The 14515-nt window shown below is 46.6% G+C and carries 15 protein-coding genes; 4 read left to right on the top strand and 11 right to left on the bottom strand.

All coding sequences use genetic code 11. The features are described 5' to 3' along the window. Window positions 1-14 precede the first annotated feature (14 nt). From I2G61_RS10160 to I2G61_RS10145, 4 genes are read right to left on the bottom strand one after another with little or no spacing between them, the layout of a single operon-like run. A complete protein-coding gene (locus I2G61_RS10160; protein ID WP_195548245.1) occupies window positions 15-839 on the bottom strand; it encodes an FtsX-like permease family protein in 825 nt (274 codons plus the stop codon). Beyond that, window positions 761-1483: an ABC transporter permease gene (locus tag I2G61_RS10155; protein ID WP_195548244.1), complete on the bottom strand. Its 723-nt coding sequence runs from the start codon at window positions 1481-1483 to the stop codon at window positions 761-763. Before I2G61_RS10155 ends, I2G61_RS10160 begins: the two co-directional genes overlap by 79 nt. Further along, window positions 1480-2286, bottom strand: a complete 807-nt coding sequence (locus I2G61_RS10150; RefSeq protein WP_195548243.1) for a helix-turn-helix domain-containing protein — start codon at window positions 2284-2286, stop codon at window positions 1480-1482. The genes I2G61_RS10155 and I2G61_RS10150 overlap by 4 nt, the downstream gene beginning before the upstream one ends. A gap of 22 nt (window positions 2287-2308) precedes the next feature. After that, on the bottom strand, window positions 2309-4177 hold the full coding sequence (locus I2G61_RS10145) for a cell wall metabolism sensor histidine kinase WalK (protein ID WP_195548242.1): 1869 nt from the start codon (window positions 4175-4177) through the stop codon (window positions 2309-2311). 38 nt (window positions 4178-4215) lie between these two features. On the opposite strand from I2G61_RS10145, the gene I2G61_RS10140 reads away from it, so the two are divergent. The 3 genes from I2G61_RS10140 to I2G61_RS10130 all read left to right on the top strand — a co-directional run bounded on the left by I2G61_RS10140 (window position 4216) and on the right by I2G61_RS10130 (window position 6034). Continuing rightward, the gene (locus I2G61_RS10140; RefSeq protein ID WP_195548241.1) at window positions 4216-4923 is read left to right on the top strand and encodes a response regulator transcription factor; all 708 of its coding nucleotides are present in this window, start codon (window positions 4216-4218) and stop codon (window positions 4921-4923) included. A gap of 169 nt (window positions 4924-5092) precedes the next feature. Further along, window positions 5093-5593, top strand: coding sequence for an HD domain-containing protein (locus I2G61_RS10135; protein ID WP_195548240.1), 501 nt, complete (start codon window positions 5093-5095; stop codon window positions 5591-5593). Between the two features lie 153 nt (window positions 5594-5746). After that, complete coding sequence (locus I2G61_RS10130) at window positions 5747-6034, top strand: hypothetical protein (protein ID WP_195396032.1); 288 nt, start codon at window positions 5747-5749, stop codon at window positions 6032-6034. A 406-nt stretch (window positions 6035-6440) separates the two neighbouring features. On the opposite strand, the gene I2G61_RS10125 is transcribed toward I2G61_RS10130, so the two are convergent. The 3 genes from I2G61_RS10125 to I2G61_RS10115 form a co-directional block, all read right to left on the bottom strand. Beyond that, the gene (locus I2G61_RS10125; protein WP_195396031.1) at window positions 6441-7310 is read right to left on the bottom strand and encodes a hypothetical protein; all 870 of its coding nucleotides are present in this window, start codon (window positions 7308-7310) and stop codon (window positions 6441-6443) included. A 172-nt stretch (window positions 7311-7482) separates the two neighbouring features. Beyond that, window positions 7483-7980 (bottom strand): HAD-IIIA family hydrolase, encoded by a 498-nt coding sequence (locus I2G61_RS10120; RefSeq protein WP_195396030.1) that lies wholly within the window; start codon window positions 7978-7980, stop codon window positions 7483-7485. A gap of 128 nt (window positions 7981-8108) precedes the next feature. After that, window positions 8109-9134 carry a zinc-binding alcohol dehydrogenase gene (locus I2G61_RS10115; protein ID WP_195396029.1) on the bottom strand — a complete coding sequence of 342 codons (1026 nt, stop codon included), beginning with the start codon at window positions 9132-9134 and terminating at the stop codon, window positions 8109-8111. Window positions 9135-9762: 628 nt separating this feature from the next. Here I2G61_RS10115 and I2G61_RS10110 point away from each other — a divergent pair. Further along, window positions 9763-10722: an ATP-binding cassette domain-containing protein gene (locus I2G61_RS10110; RefSeq protein ID WP_195548239.1), complete on the top strand. Its 960-nt coding sequence runs from the start codon at window positions 9763-9765 to the stop codon at window positions 10720-10722. A gap of 222 nt (window positions 10723-10944) precedes the next feature. Here the strand turns inward: I2G61_RS10110 and I2G61_RS10105 are convergent, their stop codons facing one another. The 4 genes from I2G61_RS10105 to I2G61_RS10090 are packed head-to-tail and all read right to left on the bottom strand — an operon-like array spanning window position 10945 to window position 14220. Further along, complete coding sequence (locus I2G61_RS10105; RefSeq protein WP_229100737.1) at window positions 10945-11850, bottom strand: glycine betaine ABC transporter substrate-binding protein; 906 nt, start codon at window positions 11848-11850, stop codon at window positions 10945-10947. A 17-nt stretch (window positions 11851-11867) separates the two neighbouring features. Next, entirely contained in the window at window positions 11868-12461 is a 594-nt protein-coding gene (locus I2G61_RS10100; protein ID WP_006060978.1) for an ABC transporter permease, read from the bottom strand. Beyond that, window positions 12458-13096: an ABC transporter permease gene (locus I2G61_RS10095; RefSeq protein WP_006060979.1), complete on the bottom strand. Its 639-nt coding sequence runs from the start codon at window positions 13094-13096 to the stop codon at window positions 12458-12460. Before I2G61_RS10095 ends, I2G61_RS10100 begins: the two co-directional genes overlap by 4 nt. Next, on the bottom strand, window positions 13093-14220 hold the full coding sequence (locus I2G61_RS10090; RefSeq protein WP_072684727.1) for an ABC transporter ATP-binding protein: 1128 nt from the start codon (window positions 14218-14220) through the stop codon (window positions 13093-13095). The genes I2G61_RS10095 and I2G61_RS10090 overlap by 4 nt, the downstream gene beginning before the upstream one ends. Between the last annotated feature and the right edge of the window lie 295 nt (window positions 14221-14515).

Genomic DNA, 14515 nt, shown 5'->3' with positions numbered 1-14515 from the left:
TTTTTCCCTCCTTCTCAGGTTAAAATTTTCTTTGGTTTCATTGTTAAAACTTTAGAGCTTATTAAGCATAAGCTCATCAGCAGAATACCACATTCGCAGATCAAACAAGTGACGATTTCTTTCTCTGTTAATTGAACTCGAAATTGATCTAAAATCTTTTCCGAACTGACTTCACTAAAATATTTTTCTGACTCTGAATACGAAATATCTTTATCAGCGTCGAGAAATCCTGTTTGTTTCTGAACAATGGTCAACGTTAAAAGCTGATCGTTCAATGGTTTTACGATACATAACGCCGCTATTCCCGCCATGCAGGCCCCTATGAGCATTTCTAAAACCATTTCAACAAAAAATTGGATTATAATTTTATATCGTGGAATGCCAACGGACAAAAAAATACCCATCTCTTTTTTTCGATCCTGAATCTGAAGTGCGGTTAATATCATAATAAGAAGAATTCCGTTACCCACAACTACTGCTAAAATGATAAGCGCAAAATACCGGATCACATTTAGTGGTTTCCCATATTTTTCATATAGAGCGTTATTGCTTTCTAATGTATAAATTCCATCGCCGGCCTCACTGTACTCTTTAATAAAGGGTTCCAGATGTTCTGGGCTATCTAACATTAAAATGATTTCTGAATTGTATTGATCTGCTTCCTCCCAACAAATAGGCTCAGAATTTTCATGTTCACTGAGAATTATTTCTGTTCTGTTAGCATAAGCCGTACAAATCTCTGCCAAAGTTGTCCCTGGGACTAAAATCGTATTTTCTTGAAGCTCTTGATCATAAATGACTTGTCTTGTTTCACTAAACTGAGGATTGTTGTTGTACAATGGCGATAAACTCCAATCACTTTCCACGAATTATAAAAATATTCAAAGTCAGGTTTTTCATCATCTGACGAACTTATAAAACTTTGTGTAACGATCTTATCTCCAACCTTTATTCCATTAGCTTCTGCTAATTTCTCATCAATGACGCAAACATAATCATGATATCTTAATTCTTCCTCATTATAAAACCGCCCCTCGGTCAAATCATAAGATCCATTATGAAATTCAATTAAATCCGACGTTCTGTTTCCCGACAAAGAAACATTCATTTCATAGTAGAGAGAAGTTGAACCAATATTATCTTCCATCACGGTATAGCTATCAAAATCAACACTTTTCTGGTTCATCACAACACTTTGATTCCAAGCCACAACATGTTCATCCTGAATAATCATTTCTAATTTTTCAGAAATCATTAAATTATTATTTCGAATATCAAGATATGAATTTTTATCCAATGAGGGTTTTACAATCACGATCGGATTCATCTCTGATTTTGCCAGTGCAACTGCGTTTTCACTGGCATATAAAACGCTGATGCCAACCAAAATTAAAAAACTTATAACAAAGAATATAAAGCTTATTAACAATGTTCGACTTTTAACTCGGCACATTGATTTCAAAGCTCTGCTAAAAAAATTCATAAATTGCTCCTTAAAGTATCATTGAGTTTAAAATGAATATCAAAAGTGTCAATGATACAGGCTGTGCCAACTAAAAATGATAAACATTTCAACTGTTGATTTGGCAAATTCTTCATTTCACATTCTTCACGAACTTCATTCATTAATTCAATGAGTTTTCCATAATTTCCTTTATATTTCAAGACATACAGCAAATCAAATTTTATTATTAAATAATGATCGCAAAACTCCAGTTCTTTTTCGTAGCTGATAATTTCTTTTAAGCTCTGCAAATAATTCATCGAATGACAAAAACAAAGATGCAGCAATAAAACATTCAAAGGACTTGGAACAACGTTTCTCATCATTTGATACCATTTATATTTACTGTCTGAAAGCTTTTCTTTATTGAGACTGATGTGAATCAAATCCAAGTAACATTGCTTTAATTGATTATAATAGAAAGAAGAAGTTTTAAATAAAGCATGAACACGATCTAAAATCATTTCCGCTTCCGATAAATCTAAAGTTTCGAAATAATGCAGGCATTGCTGATTTAAGTCCGGCAGCACTTTGTCTAACCTAGCATTTTCTTGGAACGAATATCCCAGCCGCTGAATCAACTCGTGATAAATGACATCATCTTTTATAATTTGTCCAGTTTCGATCCGATGAAGGGTTGATACAGAACAGATTTGTTTCTGATCTGCATCATTGATCAATTCTTTTTGCGACAATCCCTGGCTTTCCCGTTCTATCTTTATGAAAAGTCCAAGCGTCCGCTTATTATCGTCGCTGATCGAGGTAAATCCCGCAATTTTCATTGTCAAAGCCCTCCTTATGAGATTATTTTATCATAGAATCCGAAGTGGAATTTAACATCTTTAACCGCACAAGGAACACTGTACCTTCCTTGCTTGTCGCTTCGACTTCAATCATTCCGCGGTGCGCTTCGACAATTTCCCGGGCAATTGCCAAGCCCAGACCACTCCCCTGCGATCGGTTGCCGGTATAAAAAGCATCGAATAACTGCGGCAGTTCTTCCGGATCGATCCCTTCTCCGGTATCCTGAATCCGGATTTCTATTTGATCCCCCCTGATCGAGCAGACACAGTCGATCTGCCCGCCTCCAGGCGTATGCGCGAGAGCGTTGCGCAGCAGATTATCAAACACCCGCTGCAGCCGCAGATCATCCGCCCACACCCAAACAGCTTGCTTCGGCAAAATCAGATTCATCCGGATCTGTTTCTGCCGGGCGCTGACCTGATGGGCTTCCGTCAGATGTGTCAGCAAGTCGTTCAAACATACCTCGTCAAAGACGAATGCCAGCTCATGATTTTCCAGCTTGACGCTTAAAAACAAATCGTCGCTCAGACCTTCCAGCACCTCTAAGCGCTGGCGCATCGTCGACAAGTTCCGCTGCTGTCCCTCATCCTTCGCCTCCATCTGCTGAAGACAGCCTTTTAGAACAAAGATCGGGGAGCGCACATCATGCAGCACCTTCATGATCATCCGCTGCTTCTGCGCCTGTTCCTTCTGCAGCTGCTGCGTCCTTTCATCCACAAGACGATCCAGATTCGTGTTCATCTGTTCCAGTTCCCGGTTCAGCGATTCTGATTCATCAAATTTTGCGGCAAATTTACGATTGATCACCAATGCCGCCATCATCATAAAGAACAAAAAGCCAAACTGCGGCAGCATGTAGACGATCATCAGCTCGCCCGCCTGCATCGCCCCGCGGTTATAGATTAAATAATAAAAGAAAAGTATGCTTTCCCACACTGCATATCCGCATACCAGCGGAAAGGTTCCCGGAAGATGGCGTTGATCAGCGCGGACAAACAGAATCAGAAGGGGAATCACAGCCAGAATCCGAATCAACGTTTCCACCCCTTCCGGGGTGATATATTGAAGCAGCATCAACATAACAAAACCTGCCGTCAGAATACGCGGCGTAAACACTACCTGCAGCCGCGCGGGAATCGCCGGCTTCAGCAGCATCATGATGATCAGCAGCTGGCACAAGGTCGTCATCAAAAAGATTCCCGGCATGATCAAAGAACACTGCGCATAACTCAATGGAAACAAGGGGAAAGCAGACAAAACGAGCACCCGCAGCAGCGAAACCAGCGAAGCCGCAGCCAACAACAGCAGATATGTTTCTTCCTTTTTCTTTTGGAACAACGTCAGCGAGGACATCATCAGCAGCAAATAAAAGCCGGCATAAAACATCGTGATGCCGAAGGCGACATGCGAAGCGGAAAGCGCCGCCTGCGGCCCTGCCAGCAGCATACCCGGCGGGGAATAGGGCTGCGATGTCGACACCGCGTCGTTGCGCTGCAGCTCGCTGGGAGCCAGCGAAAGGGTCAGCGTACCCTCTGCCTGCGGCAGTCTGACAAATTGAATCCGCTGATAAGGATCCTGACTCGAGGAAAGATAGATTAACTGATCGTTAACCCAGACCTGAACCGGTCCCGCATTATCCAGAATCAAGGTCAACGGCTGCACCGCTGCCGGCACTTTCAGCGTGATCGAACAGCGCTGCTGATCCGCACTCATTCCGCTGACAAGCCGCATTGGCCGGGTTTCAATCGAAATCGGAATTTCATCCTGTTCCGCCAGAGCCGCGGTGTTATGGTTGATGTGCAGAAAAAGCCCCAGCGGCAGCAGCAGTAAGGCGAAAAACAACACAAGTACCCTAAATCGTTTGAACATCCGGCATCGCTCCTTTATAATGAGTTCAGGTGATCATCATGGATCGTGTATTGATCGTAGAGGACGATAAAGAAATCGCCCGCATCATCCGTTATTATCTCAGCCAGGACAACCTGTACGAAGTCGTCAGCGCCGCCAGTGCTGAGGAAGCGCTGTTTTTAGCGCGCGACGCCTACGATATTATTCTGCTGGACGTCGGGCTTCCGGATCAGAGCGGGATCGACCTCTGCGCGCAGCTGCGGCAATGGCACGACTGCCCGATTCTGTTTATCAGCTGCCTGGATGACAATAACACTATTATATCAGCTTTGCAGCAGGGCGGGGATGATTACATCGTGAAGCCGTTTGACAACGAGATTCTCCACGCCCGGATTCAGGCAAATCTGCGCCGCTGGCGGAATGACCGCCAACAAAAGAAGACCGTCAACGAGCTGCGCTGCGCTTCGTTCACGCTCAACGCTCAAACCCATAAGCTGACGAAAACGGACGGAACGTGCTATCCGTTAGTCCCGATGGAATTTAAGATTCTGGCGTTTCTGATGCAGCATGCCGGACAGTGCTTTAAAGCCAGTGAGCTTTACAATCATATCTGGGGCAAATCCAGCTATGGCGATCACCGGACCGTTGTCGTTCACATTCACAATCTGCGCAAGAAGATCGAGCAGGATCCCGCCGATCCGCAGCTGCTGCAAAGCGTGTGGGGCAAGGGTTATTGCTTTATCGACGAAAATCCGCAGGTGCTTTGACTGCGCGGGATAACTTCACGCGGCAATTCAAAAAAGGCAAACGCGGGGGTTGACGTGACATACATCGCCTATTATTATTTTCATTGCAACAGCCGGCAAGCATTGCGAACTTCGCCGAGAATCGCAGTGAAACCAGATTTTTACAATTTATCAAACCAGGAGGAACACCATGGAAAAGTCAGAAATTCTTCAACAATGGATCGAAGCGGCAATTCCCGATCCGTTTTTATTTCAGCAGCGCCGCGCGGTTTACACGCATCTATTGGGAACCGCTCATTTCGCAGCGATGTTAGCGATGAAACGAAGCGTAGACAGCGAAGCGGCGGAACTGGCGGGGTTGCTTCATGATATTTCAACCTATCTTACCGGCGAGCATGAGGATCACGCCCGCAAAGGCGCGGCGCTCACCTTACGGATTTTAAGCGATCTGCAGCTGGGCACACCTCAGCAGCAGGAACAGATCGCATTGGCTGTTCAGCGCCACAGCGACAAGGAACACATCCAGACGCCCCTTGACGAAGTGCTGAAAGACGCGGACGTCTTGGATCATGTGTTCAATTATAAGATGCTGATCCGGCGGGAAATCCCCCGCCTGCATGCGTTGGAGCAGGAGCTGGGTCTCACCTTTCCGTTCTGGGATCAGTTGCAGGAAAAGTACGAAAACGCATAAAAACAGTCTGCCTTGCTGGAAACTGATAAAAAAATACAAAAAGTTAAAAATGGGAATGTTTCGAAAACGGCTTCCTATTTTTTTGGTTAAATTCGCATAAAAAGCGGTGATTAGATCCATTTATTTGCCTGAATATAGAAACGTTGCAGAAGTATGAGAAAATATAATTTTCAAACTCTTAAAAAGATCCTGCTTTTTCGGCAGCCTCCGCAAAATCTTCCATTTTTTATTTCTGAATTTTCACAGATAAACGATGCGCTACGCATTCATGTTCATGATCAGACTGCGCTTGTCCCTGCAATGAAAGCAAAATCCGGCAAGCAACTTCCAAAGCACTTGTTTTTCTTCCTGAACTTTGATCTTGTGCTGCTCAAATCATCCAGACCTCAGCGCATACTTAAAAAGGCAAGAGAGAATCTTTTAATCCCTGTCCGCAGTTAAAACCTGATTAACCTGATTGATCAAATTCAACAGATTTTTATAAAGCCAATATTTCTCGATAGAAAGATGCAGAACTGCCGTTCTTGATCCTTCAGCGGCGATGATCAATCAAGGCGTCGAGTTTTTCCACTGCCGGTTTCAGTCCTCAGGGCTTCATCACTTGTCAGATAAAATCAAAGAGACCTTCATCATCAAGGAAATAAATCCTTCTTCCTCACTTACTTTTCCAAGACTTTCATAACATATACAGGTTTTGATCAGAAATCCAATTTACTTCTTTTCCCAAAGCTTTTACCAGTAATCTCAAATGACAAGTGCTTGCCATTTGGCCATAAAAAAGAGCACCGCCAGATCCTTGACCCGTTGTGATCTTTTTTTCCTATCTCCGTTTTTCTCTTCCGTTATCTTAAGTTCTTTCTGATTCTTCCAAGAAGGTTGAAAAGTTCCTGGCTGTGAGCTCTGCCAGAATTCGATGAAGATGCTTTTCGACTGCCTCCGCCGCATTCTGTGCCAGCGCTTTTTCCAGCAAAGTTTCACGATAGGCGATCCAGGTAAACCAGAAGGCCGAATTCAGCGAATAAAGCAGTTCCGCCGCAATGCGCTCCTTTTCCGTCAGCGGCCTAACCTTGCAATAAGCGCGGACATAGTTTTGGAAGCAAGCTTCAGCCGACGCTTGATCTTCCGTTTCATATTCGCGGAAGATCAATAACCCTTCCAGAATCATATCGGAAACCATGACCGCTTCTCCGGCAATATTATAATCAAATATAATTAAATCTCCCTCTGCCGTACACCCCAGATTGCCAAGGGATAAATCGCCCTGACACGCAGCGTGAGGCAGCGAATCCCATACCCAATCCAGCGCCGCTTCCGTGCGGATTCTCTCCCGGACGCTCTGCCGGACAAGGTTAATCCAGCAATCCAGCCTTCCCTGCTGAATCCATTGTGAAAACAGCGGCAGAGCATTGACTTCATTCCGTCCCATCGGTTCAAAGATTGTCGAATAGGGCAGATGCAGCTCCATCGCCAGCGCTGTTTTGTGCATCTGCGCTGTCAGTGCACCAATTTTCGCAGCGAGAGCAAGACTGATTTTTTTCAAAGCCGGACCGGCGTCTTCCTCCAGCGTAATCAAGTAGCCCTCATCCTCAAGACAATATCCGGATTTTGTTTTCAGATAGCGGATTGTCCGCACGCCGCCTTGATGAAGCGCTTCGCAGAAGGCGCAGCGAGCTTCAATCTGATCCGGAGTCACCTGCGCTTCCTGCGTGATTTTCATAATTCGGGTCTTTCCTTCTGCCCAGCTCAGCCGCAGAATTCGTTTCTGCTTCCAGGCTGCCGGATCACATTCGTCGATCGCTAATAAAATCTCCTACCGCAGCGGCTGCGCCTGAATCGCAAACGCAGAAAGCCAGCGGGCTCTCCGTTCTTGGATCGCCTGATCCAGCGCTTCATCGGCCCAGCGCATAAACTGCCTTCCAATTCTTCCTTGGATGCCGCCCTTCATCCGCAATTTCATAAAATGTAATCGCCAGCGACCGGGCTAACTCGCGGTCTCCGGCTGAATCCCCGATTAAAATTGACTGCTTCAAATCAATCTCCGGATATTTTGCCAGCGCCTGTTCAATCATCCCCGGTTTCGGCTTACAACAACGGCAGCCGGCATCGCGGCGGTGCGGGCAGAAGAAAATATCCTGCAGATGAATCCCCTGCTGCGCTAATCGCCAAACTAAGCGGTCGGTGAAATTCTGATAATCGGCGAACGTGATGATTCCTTCGTCAATCAGATATTGGTTGGTGATCATGATCAAAGCATATCCCTGATCCTGTAAAAAGCGCAGCCCTTCCATTGCCCCGTCGATCAGCTCCGGCTCCGTTTTGCCTTTCCATTCCACGTCCGGGTAGTCCCGGTTGATCGTCCCGTCACGATCTAAAAACGCTGTTTTCATTCCTTCATTCCCCTTAATTTCACGCTTCTCTCCTCTTTGCGCGAGGATCACAATCCGCTTTGGTTGTTCTCAGTCTCACCTTGAATACCGTTTCTTAACTGGTTTGAATTATAACGCAGCGATAAAATTCAATCCGCTTTCCAATCAATCGCAACGCAATGCCACGTTTCCTTTTCAAACATCAAGCCATGGTAAGCTTCCATGATCTGATCCGGTTTGATCACATGGCTGATCAGCTTCTCCGCGTCAAAAACACCGTTTAAAATCAACCGCTGAACCGTCTCAAAATCCCGCAGCACATTCCGCCGCAAACCATCGGTTACCGGGAAGGGATTCAGCTCATTGAACGCTCCCTTGACATTCAGCATTTTCATGTGGATCGCATTGAGCACCGGCGTGATATCGCAGGTATAGGAAGCCCGCGGCGAACCTAACAGAATCACCTGTCCATGCTTCGCCGAGCCGAGAACGGCGTTGACGATCGCCCCGGAAATCCCGCTCGCGTCCACGCTGATATCGCTGCCTCGGCCCTGCGTCAGCTGCCTGATCTGTTCGACCTGTTCCTGCGGGGAACAGCTGAACACTTCCTCTAATCCCAAGGCGCGGGCTTCCTCACAGCGGGAAGCCACCGGATCCAGCGCTAAAACACGAAGTCCCGCCTGCTTCAGAAGCAGTGCGGTCAAAATGCCGATCGTTCCCAATCCGTACACCGCGGCGGTATCGGTCAGCTTTCCCTCGCACGCCGTGATCACATTCATCGCAATCAGTCCCAGCGGAATGATACAAGCCTGTTTGTCGCTCAGCCGATCGTCGATCTTCATAATTTTATCGCCCTGCGTCGTTCCGACATGGGAAAAGCGGTTGACCGAAGCATGCGGACCAGAATAGAAAACCCGGTCGCCGACATTCAGCGACGTCAGGCCCTTCCCCTTCGCCAAAACGGTTCCGATCGCCGAATATCCCGGATACACCGGATAACTGAACCCCTGTTTGATCGCATAGACCCGCGACAGCTCTGTTCCCGCGCTGATTAAGGACATTGACGTTTCAATAACGGCTTCATTGGTTTTAAGCTCGGCAGCGTCAAACTGGAAATCCTCACATTGGCATTCAGCCTGAGCCTTGCCCGTCAGGACGATTGATTTTCTCTGCATTAAAACTCCCTCCATTCTTTCTCTTTCTGGAATTATTATACCATAACGTTCTGCCGATCTCGCAGCGAATGTCCGTTGACTTTCATCTCCCTGCTTCCTATAATGAAATTAACGAAAGAGAAAAGGAAAAACCATCATGAGAATTCGATAGTCCCCTGAAAACCATATCATTCGGCACCGGCTGTTTTGCCATGCCTGAGCGGACCATCGAATTCTTTTTTCATGCGCTTCCAGTTCCAGTTTGCGGGTCATTCCCACTGTAATTTCAGATCATTCTGATGAATTTGATTCCTATTTTTCATATTGCCTGAACCCACGCTTTGTTGTTTGGAGTGGTGCGATTCATTCTTATTCATTTCATTCTGATCCCGGGGAATTCCCGTGCGGTCAGAAATCTGAGACGCGTTTCTAATCCGTCTGATCATAAGATACAAGTCAAAGCTTACATGATTCGCGGTGTGTCGGACGGCGCTTCCTTTCATTTCTGCATTTTTCATCAGGCTGCTTTTTAAAATTCATTGGGATCCGATTTCATCGTTACAGGCGATTCTTGGAAAGAAAAAAAAATCGAATCAGGGGAAGGTTTTTTCAACGATGTCCGCTCCTTTGAAAATAAGGAGGAAATCTTATGTTGCTTTGTTCAGTCGCTCATCTCGTCCAGCGTTTTCGCGGCGAAATTCTATTCCAACTTGATCAGTTTGAGATTCATACCGGCGATAAAATTGGGTTGATCGGGGCAAATGGCTGCGGAAAAACAACATTGCTCAAACTCTTGGCCCGGGAATGCGAACCCGATCAGGGCGTGATCATCAATCCTGTACCGATCCGTTTCTTTCATCAGCAGCCGCTGCCTGAGGAAATCACGCCTTCCCTTTCCATAATGAGTCAGGACCAGCAAACCGCGGCCCGGCTGCAAGCTTTTTTTACACAACCCGCCGCTCTGGCGTTTCTGGATGAGCCGACTACTCATCTGGATTTGCCCAGCCGGCAGACGTTCGAAGCTCAGCTGGCAACGCTGGACAGTTTCATTCTGGTCAGTCATGATCAACAGCTGGATTTATTAAATCCTGACGAAACGATCCTGCAGAACGCGCTGCGGCTCAGTGTTCAGAAAGAAGAAGTGATCCGCACCGTTTTAAGCCGGATGTTATTTCCGCAGGATACTTTAAACAAAAAAGCGGCCGTTCTCAGCAGTGGCGAGCGGGTCCGGCTGGCCCTGGTCTGCCTGTTTTGTTCGGCATGCAACATGTTAATTCTGGACGAACCGACGCATTACCTCGATCTGCCCTCGATTCAGGCACTGACTCAGCTGCTTCAGACGGCGGGACAATGTGTGATTCTTATTTCTCATGATCCGGCTCTCATTCGTCAAACCTGCACACAGCTGCTGCGCTTTGAAAATCAGAAGCTGATCTCCCTGGCGGTGGAGGATTGGTCAACGACCCGAACTTCGAAGCCGCCTTTGGAAAAAACAATCCTGCAGATGCGGCTGATTTCTCTGGAAGAAGCGCTGCGCCAGCAACCGGAGAATCCAGCATTGCAGGATCAGCGGGACGCCTTGATTGTTCAGCTGCGGCAATTCATCTGATTAAAACGCATGAAGTCCATAAAAAAGCACGGAAATCGCGGTGACCCGGAGGCCATCTTGAAATCCGTGCTTTTCTTGGTTATCCATCGTTTCTGATTGAATCAGAAGCAAATTGACTCTTTCCCGTTAAATTGGATTATACATTCGCACATGTAACTTTTAATGATCCCGGAATAGTTATCTGTCGTTTTCTGTCCATCTTTGCGACCTGCTCAAGTCTCGTTATTTTAATAACCCTTGATCGATCAGGAACTGCCGCGCAACATCGTCGGGATTCTTTTCTTCAATGTCAACCTGATAGCTCAAATCAGTCATCGATTCATTCGTAAAGATATTATCCAACAAGTGCAGTGTCGCTTCCAGATCCGGTGCAATCGCTTTTACACGCTCGAACAAATCTTCCTGCACAACGATGACGCCGTTATATTCCGGGAAGAAATGCTGATCATCTTCCAGAATCTGCAGCTGAACTTTTTTATTCCGGCCATCGGTGGCATACGCGACGGTAACATCCGCATTGCCGCTTTCCATTGTCGAATATTTAAGGCTCAGATCAACCGGCCGCGTGTTTTTAAACGTCAGGCCGTAAAAAGTAGTAAACGGATCAAATTTCATTGTGCCTTCATCGTCAAAAAATTCATGTTCTGCGCTGAAGACCAATTCCGGAGCGACGGCAACCAGATCGGTAATTGTTTTTAGATTGTACTTGGATTGAATTTCTTTCGGAACTGCGACGGCATAGGTATTGTCCAGCCCCAGCTTATTCACCATGACAAGTTTATCCTGTTCCTGAAACAACTCGTTTGTATAATCAAACAAGGTGGAACCGGCCGGCACTTCCGACGGATCCCGGTGCAGGAATGTCGTCAGCACCGTGCCGTCATAGCTCATATACACGTCATAGACCCGTTTTTTCATTTCATTGTAAGCGTTGACCGCGGTCATCTCCTCGCCGATACTGACGGTCAGATCCGTACGGTCCTCCACCAACATCTTGATCATTCGATGCACCAGCTTCTGTTCCGTAACGCGGCCGTCGACAATCTTGATTACATTTTCTTTTTTGGAACTGCAGCCCGGGATCAGCAGCAGGCAGAGCGTCAACAATAAGGCTAGTCCTTTTTTCATCATCTTCCCTTCCTTTCTTATCGGGTTCTTGCATAAAGCCGTTTCTCAATGAAGCCCATCAGCGTGTCGAAGAAGACCGCCATGATCATCAGTGAAACGGTTCCGAACAAAATCAGTTTCATATTCATATTGGCCATGCCGCGGTAGATCACTGTCCCCAGACCGCCGCCGCCGACAAAGGTTCCGAAAACCGCCGCGCTGATCTGATTGATCACCGCGATGCGGATCCCGGTAAAGATGACCGGGAAGGCGATCGGCAGTTCTACATGAATCAGCTGATACAGCTTGCCCATCCCCATCCCTTTGGCCGCTTCCTTCACCGCCGGATCGATGCCGGACAATCCGGTATACGTGTTGCGAACGACCGGAAGCAGGGAATAGAGGAACAACCCGACGACGACCGTCAGCTTATTGCCGCCTAAGAAAATCATAATGATGCCTAACAGCGCCAACGACGGAATCGTCTGCAGCACATCCGTGATTTTAAAGATCACGACTTTGAAGGTCTTGTTAAAATAAGCCAAAATTCCGCACGGCAGGCCAAACACCAAGGTCAGGCAGATGGCCGCCACAACGACGCTGAGATGATCCACAATGACATTTATACTCATCCGCGCTTCCCTCCTAACCCTCGCGGCGTCAGCCGTTTTTGAATCCAATCCACCAACGCGCCCAGACTCAGCGCCAGAATTGCCGCCGGAATGGCGCCTGTCAAAATCAGCATGTTGTTATTGGTTCCTACGCCCCGGTAGATAAAATCACCCAGGCCGCCCAAACCGATCATCGCGGCCAGCACCGCCCAGCTGACAGTATAAATCGTTGACAGCCGAAGCCCGACAAAGATATTCGGCATTGCCAGCGGCAATTCAATCTTGATCAAAATCTGCAGCGGCGACATCCCGCAGCCGCGGGCGGCTTCTTTCACTTTTTCATCGACGTTCAGCAGACCGACATAGGTGTTCTTCAGAATCGGAAAGACCGCGTAAATTGTCAGCGCGATCAAGACCGTCGCCGGTACCATCCCTACATAAAGGAACAAAATACCGACGAAGACAATTCCCGGGATCGTCTGGAATACGGACAGAACTGGCAGAATATAACCTGAAATCTTAGGAACCCGGCTCAGCAGGACACCGAGAATTACGGCGATCACAAAGCCGAGCGCAACCGGAATCAAAACGTAATAGAGATGTGTGATTATGGCTTGAATCAGATCCGCGCCATACCGGTTCGCCCATTCCATCATCCCTGATCACCCCAAACTACACTCGCCAGCGCTTTTGACATGCTCGTCTTGGTGATGATACCTTTCACTACATTTTCATTATCGACGACCAGAACATACGGCAAATTGGTTTTTGTCAGCCAGTCAAAGGCCTTGCGGGCTTCATCCTGCAGATGAACCGTCGGATAGTCCGTACGCATAACCTTGCCAACAGATTCGCCGGCGACGCCTTCGCTTTTCAGCATGTCAATCGTGACGACGCCTTTGAAGTGATGGGATTCGTCGGTAATGACAAGAGAATCAACTTCGCGGTGGCTCATCATTTCAATACATTCCAATGTCTTGCGGTTTTCAGTTGTCGTGTAGACACGCTTTTTCATCAAGCTTTCGCAGGTCATATCTTCTCCCTGGCTGCGGTAAGCCGCGCTGTGTTTGCCCATGAAATTCCGGACAATTTCATTGGCCGGGTGCCGCAGCATTTCTTCAGGAGCGGCATCCTGCTGGATCACGCCTTTATCCATGAAAATGATCCGGTCGCCCATTTTAATCGCTTCATCCATATCGTGAGTAACAAAGATAATTGTGATGCCCAAACTTTTCTGCAGCGCTTTAACTTCATCCTGCAGCGTATCGCGGGTGATCGGATCCAAGGCTCCAAACGGTTCATCCATCAGGATTACCGGTGGTTTTGCCGCAAGAGCCCGAAGTACGCCGATTCGCTGCTGCTGACCACCGCTGAGCTCATTGGGATATTTCTTGGCATTTTCTTCATAAGGCATGTGCACCAGCTCAAGCAATTCGTGAGTCCGCTGGCTCATCTCCTCTTTTGACCATTTCAGCAGTTTAGGAACAACGCAAATATTTTCTTCTACAGTCATGTTGGGAAACAAACCGATTTGTTGAATGACATATCCGATATTCCGCCGCAGCTTTTCACCGTTCAGTTCATGTATGCTTTTTCCATTGATCAGAATATCCCCGGAATCTGCTTCGATTAATCGGTTGATCATTTTCAGAGTTGTTGTCTTTCCGCAGCCAGAAGGTCCGATTAAAACGACGAATTCTCCATCGTTAACCGTCAGATTCAAGTTATTGATTACGGGTACGCCATTATATTGTTTTACGATGTTCTTTATCTCAATCATCTTTATCCCTCCTCATTTCTTTCTCCATCTATGTGACAACTTTATTTTATCACAAGGTTGTCACTTTATCAATTCCTCTTGAAATCCCTTTCATTTAATTTTCACTTTTATTTCAAGAAAAGAAAGAAAAAAAGGTTCTATAAATTTTGGTGTTGGTGGAAACCAAAGCCTTTTTTTCTTGAGCATAAAAAAAGAGACATAGGTAAGAATTTCCGTTACAATAAAATCACCACAAATTACAGAAAGGAAATCTCACTATGTCCATTACTCATTCTATCGTATCTGTTCTCAATTT

Origin of the sequence: Holdemania sp. 1001095H_141210_F2, assembly GCF_015558105.1 — a bacterium.
GTDB lineage: Bacteria > Bacillota_I > Bacilli_A > Erysipelotrichales > Erysipelotrichaceae > Holdemania.
Note: the sequence above shows the minus strand (reverse complement) of the source record. Positions and strands in the feature narration are given on the sequence as shown.

Bases quoted from the DNA above. Each gene is read 5' to 3' on its own strand.
- I2G61_RS10100 (WP_006060978.1), bottom strand. From the start codon at position 12,461: ATGAGTATAAATGTCATTGTGGATCATCTCAGCGTCGTTGTGGCGGCC.
- I2G61_RS10135 (WP_195548240.1), top strand. From the start codon at position 5,093: ATGGAAAAGTCAGAAATTCTTCAACAATGGATCGAAGCGGCAATTCCC.
- I2G61_RS10120 (WP_195396030.1), bottom strand. From the start codon at position 7,980: ATGAAAACAGCGTTTTTAGATCGTGACGGGACGATCAACCGGGACTAC.
- I2G61_RS10140 (WP_195548241.1), top strand. From the start codon at position 4,216: ATGGATCGTGTATTGATCGTAGAGGACGATAAAGAAATCGCCCGCATC.
- I2G61_RS10105 (WP_229100737.1), bottom strand. From the start codon at position 11,850: ATGAAAAAAGGACTAGCCTTATTGTTGACGCTCTGCCTGCTGCTGATC.
- I2G61_RS10110 (WP_195548239.1), top strand. From the start codon at position 9,763: ATGTTGCTTTGTTCAGTCGCTCATCTCGTCCAGCGTTTTCGCGGCGAA.
- I2G61_RS10150 (WP_195548243.1), bottom strand. From the start codon at position 2,286: ATGAAAATTGCGGGATTTACCTCGATCAGCGACGATAATAAGCGGACG.
- I2G61_RS10125 (WP_195396031.1), bottom strand. From the start codon at position 7,310: ATGAAAATCACGCAGGAAGCGCAGGTGACTCCGGATCAGATTGAAGCT.
- I2G61_RS10130 (WP_195396032.1), top strand. From the start codon at position 5,747: ATGAGAAAATATAATTTTCAAACTCTTAAAAAGATCCTGCTTTTTCGG.
- I2G61_RS10095 (WP_006060979.1), bottom strand. From the start codon at position 13,096: ATGATGGAATGGGCGAACCGGTATGGCGCGGATCTGATTCAAGCCATA.
- I2G61_RS10145 (WP_195548242.1), bottom strand. From the start codon at position 4,177: ATGTTCAAACGATTTAGGGTACTTGTGTTGTTTTTCGCCTTACTGCTG.
- I2G61_RS10115 (WP_195396029.1), bottom strand. From the start codon at position 9,134: ATGCAGAGAAAATCAATCGTCCTGACGGGCAAGGCTCAGGCTGAATGC.
- I2G61_RS10090 (WP_072684727.1), bottom strand. From the start codon at position 14,220: ATGATTGAGATAAAGAACATCGTAAAACAATATAATGGCGTACCCGTA.
- I2G61_RS10155 (WP_195548244.1), bottom strand. From the start codon at position 1,483: ATGAATTTTTTTAGCAGAGCTTTGAAATCAATGTGCCGAGTTAAAAGT.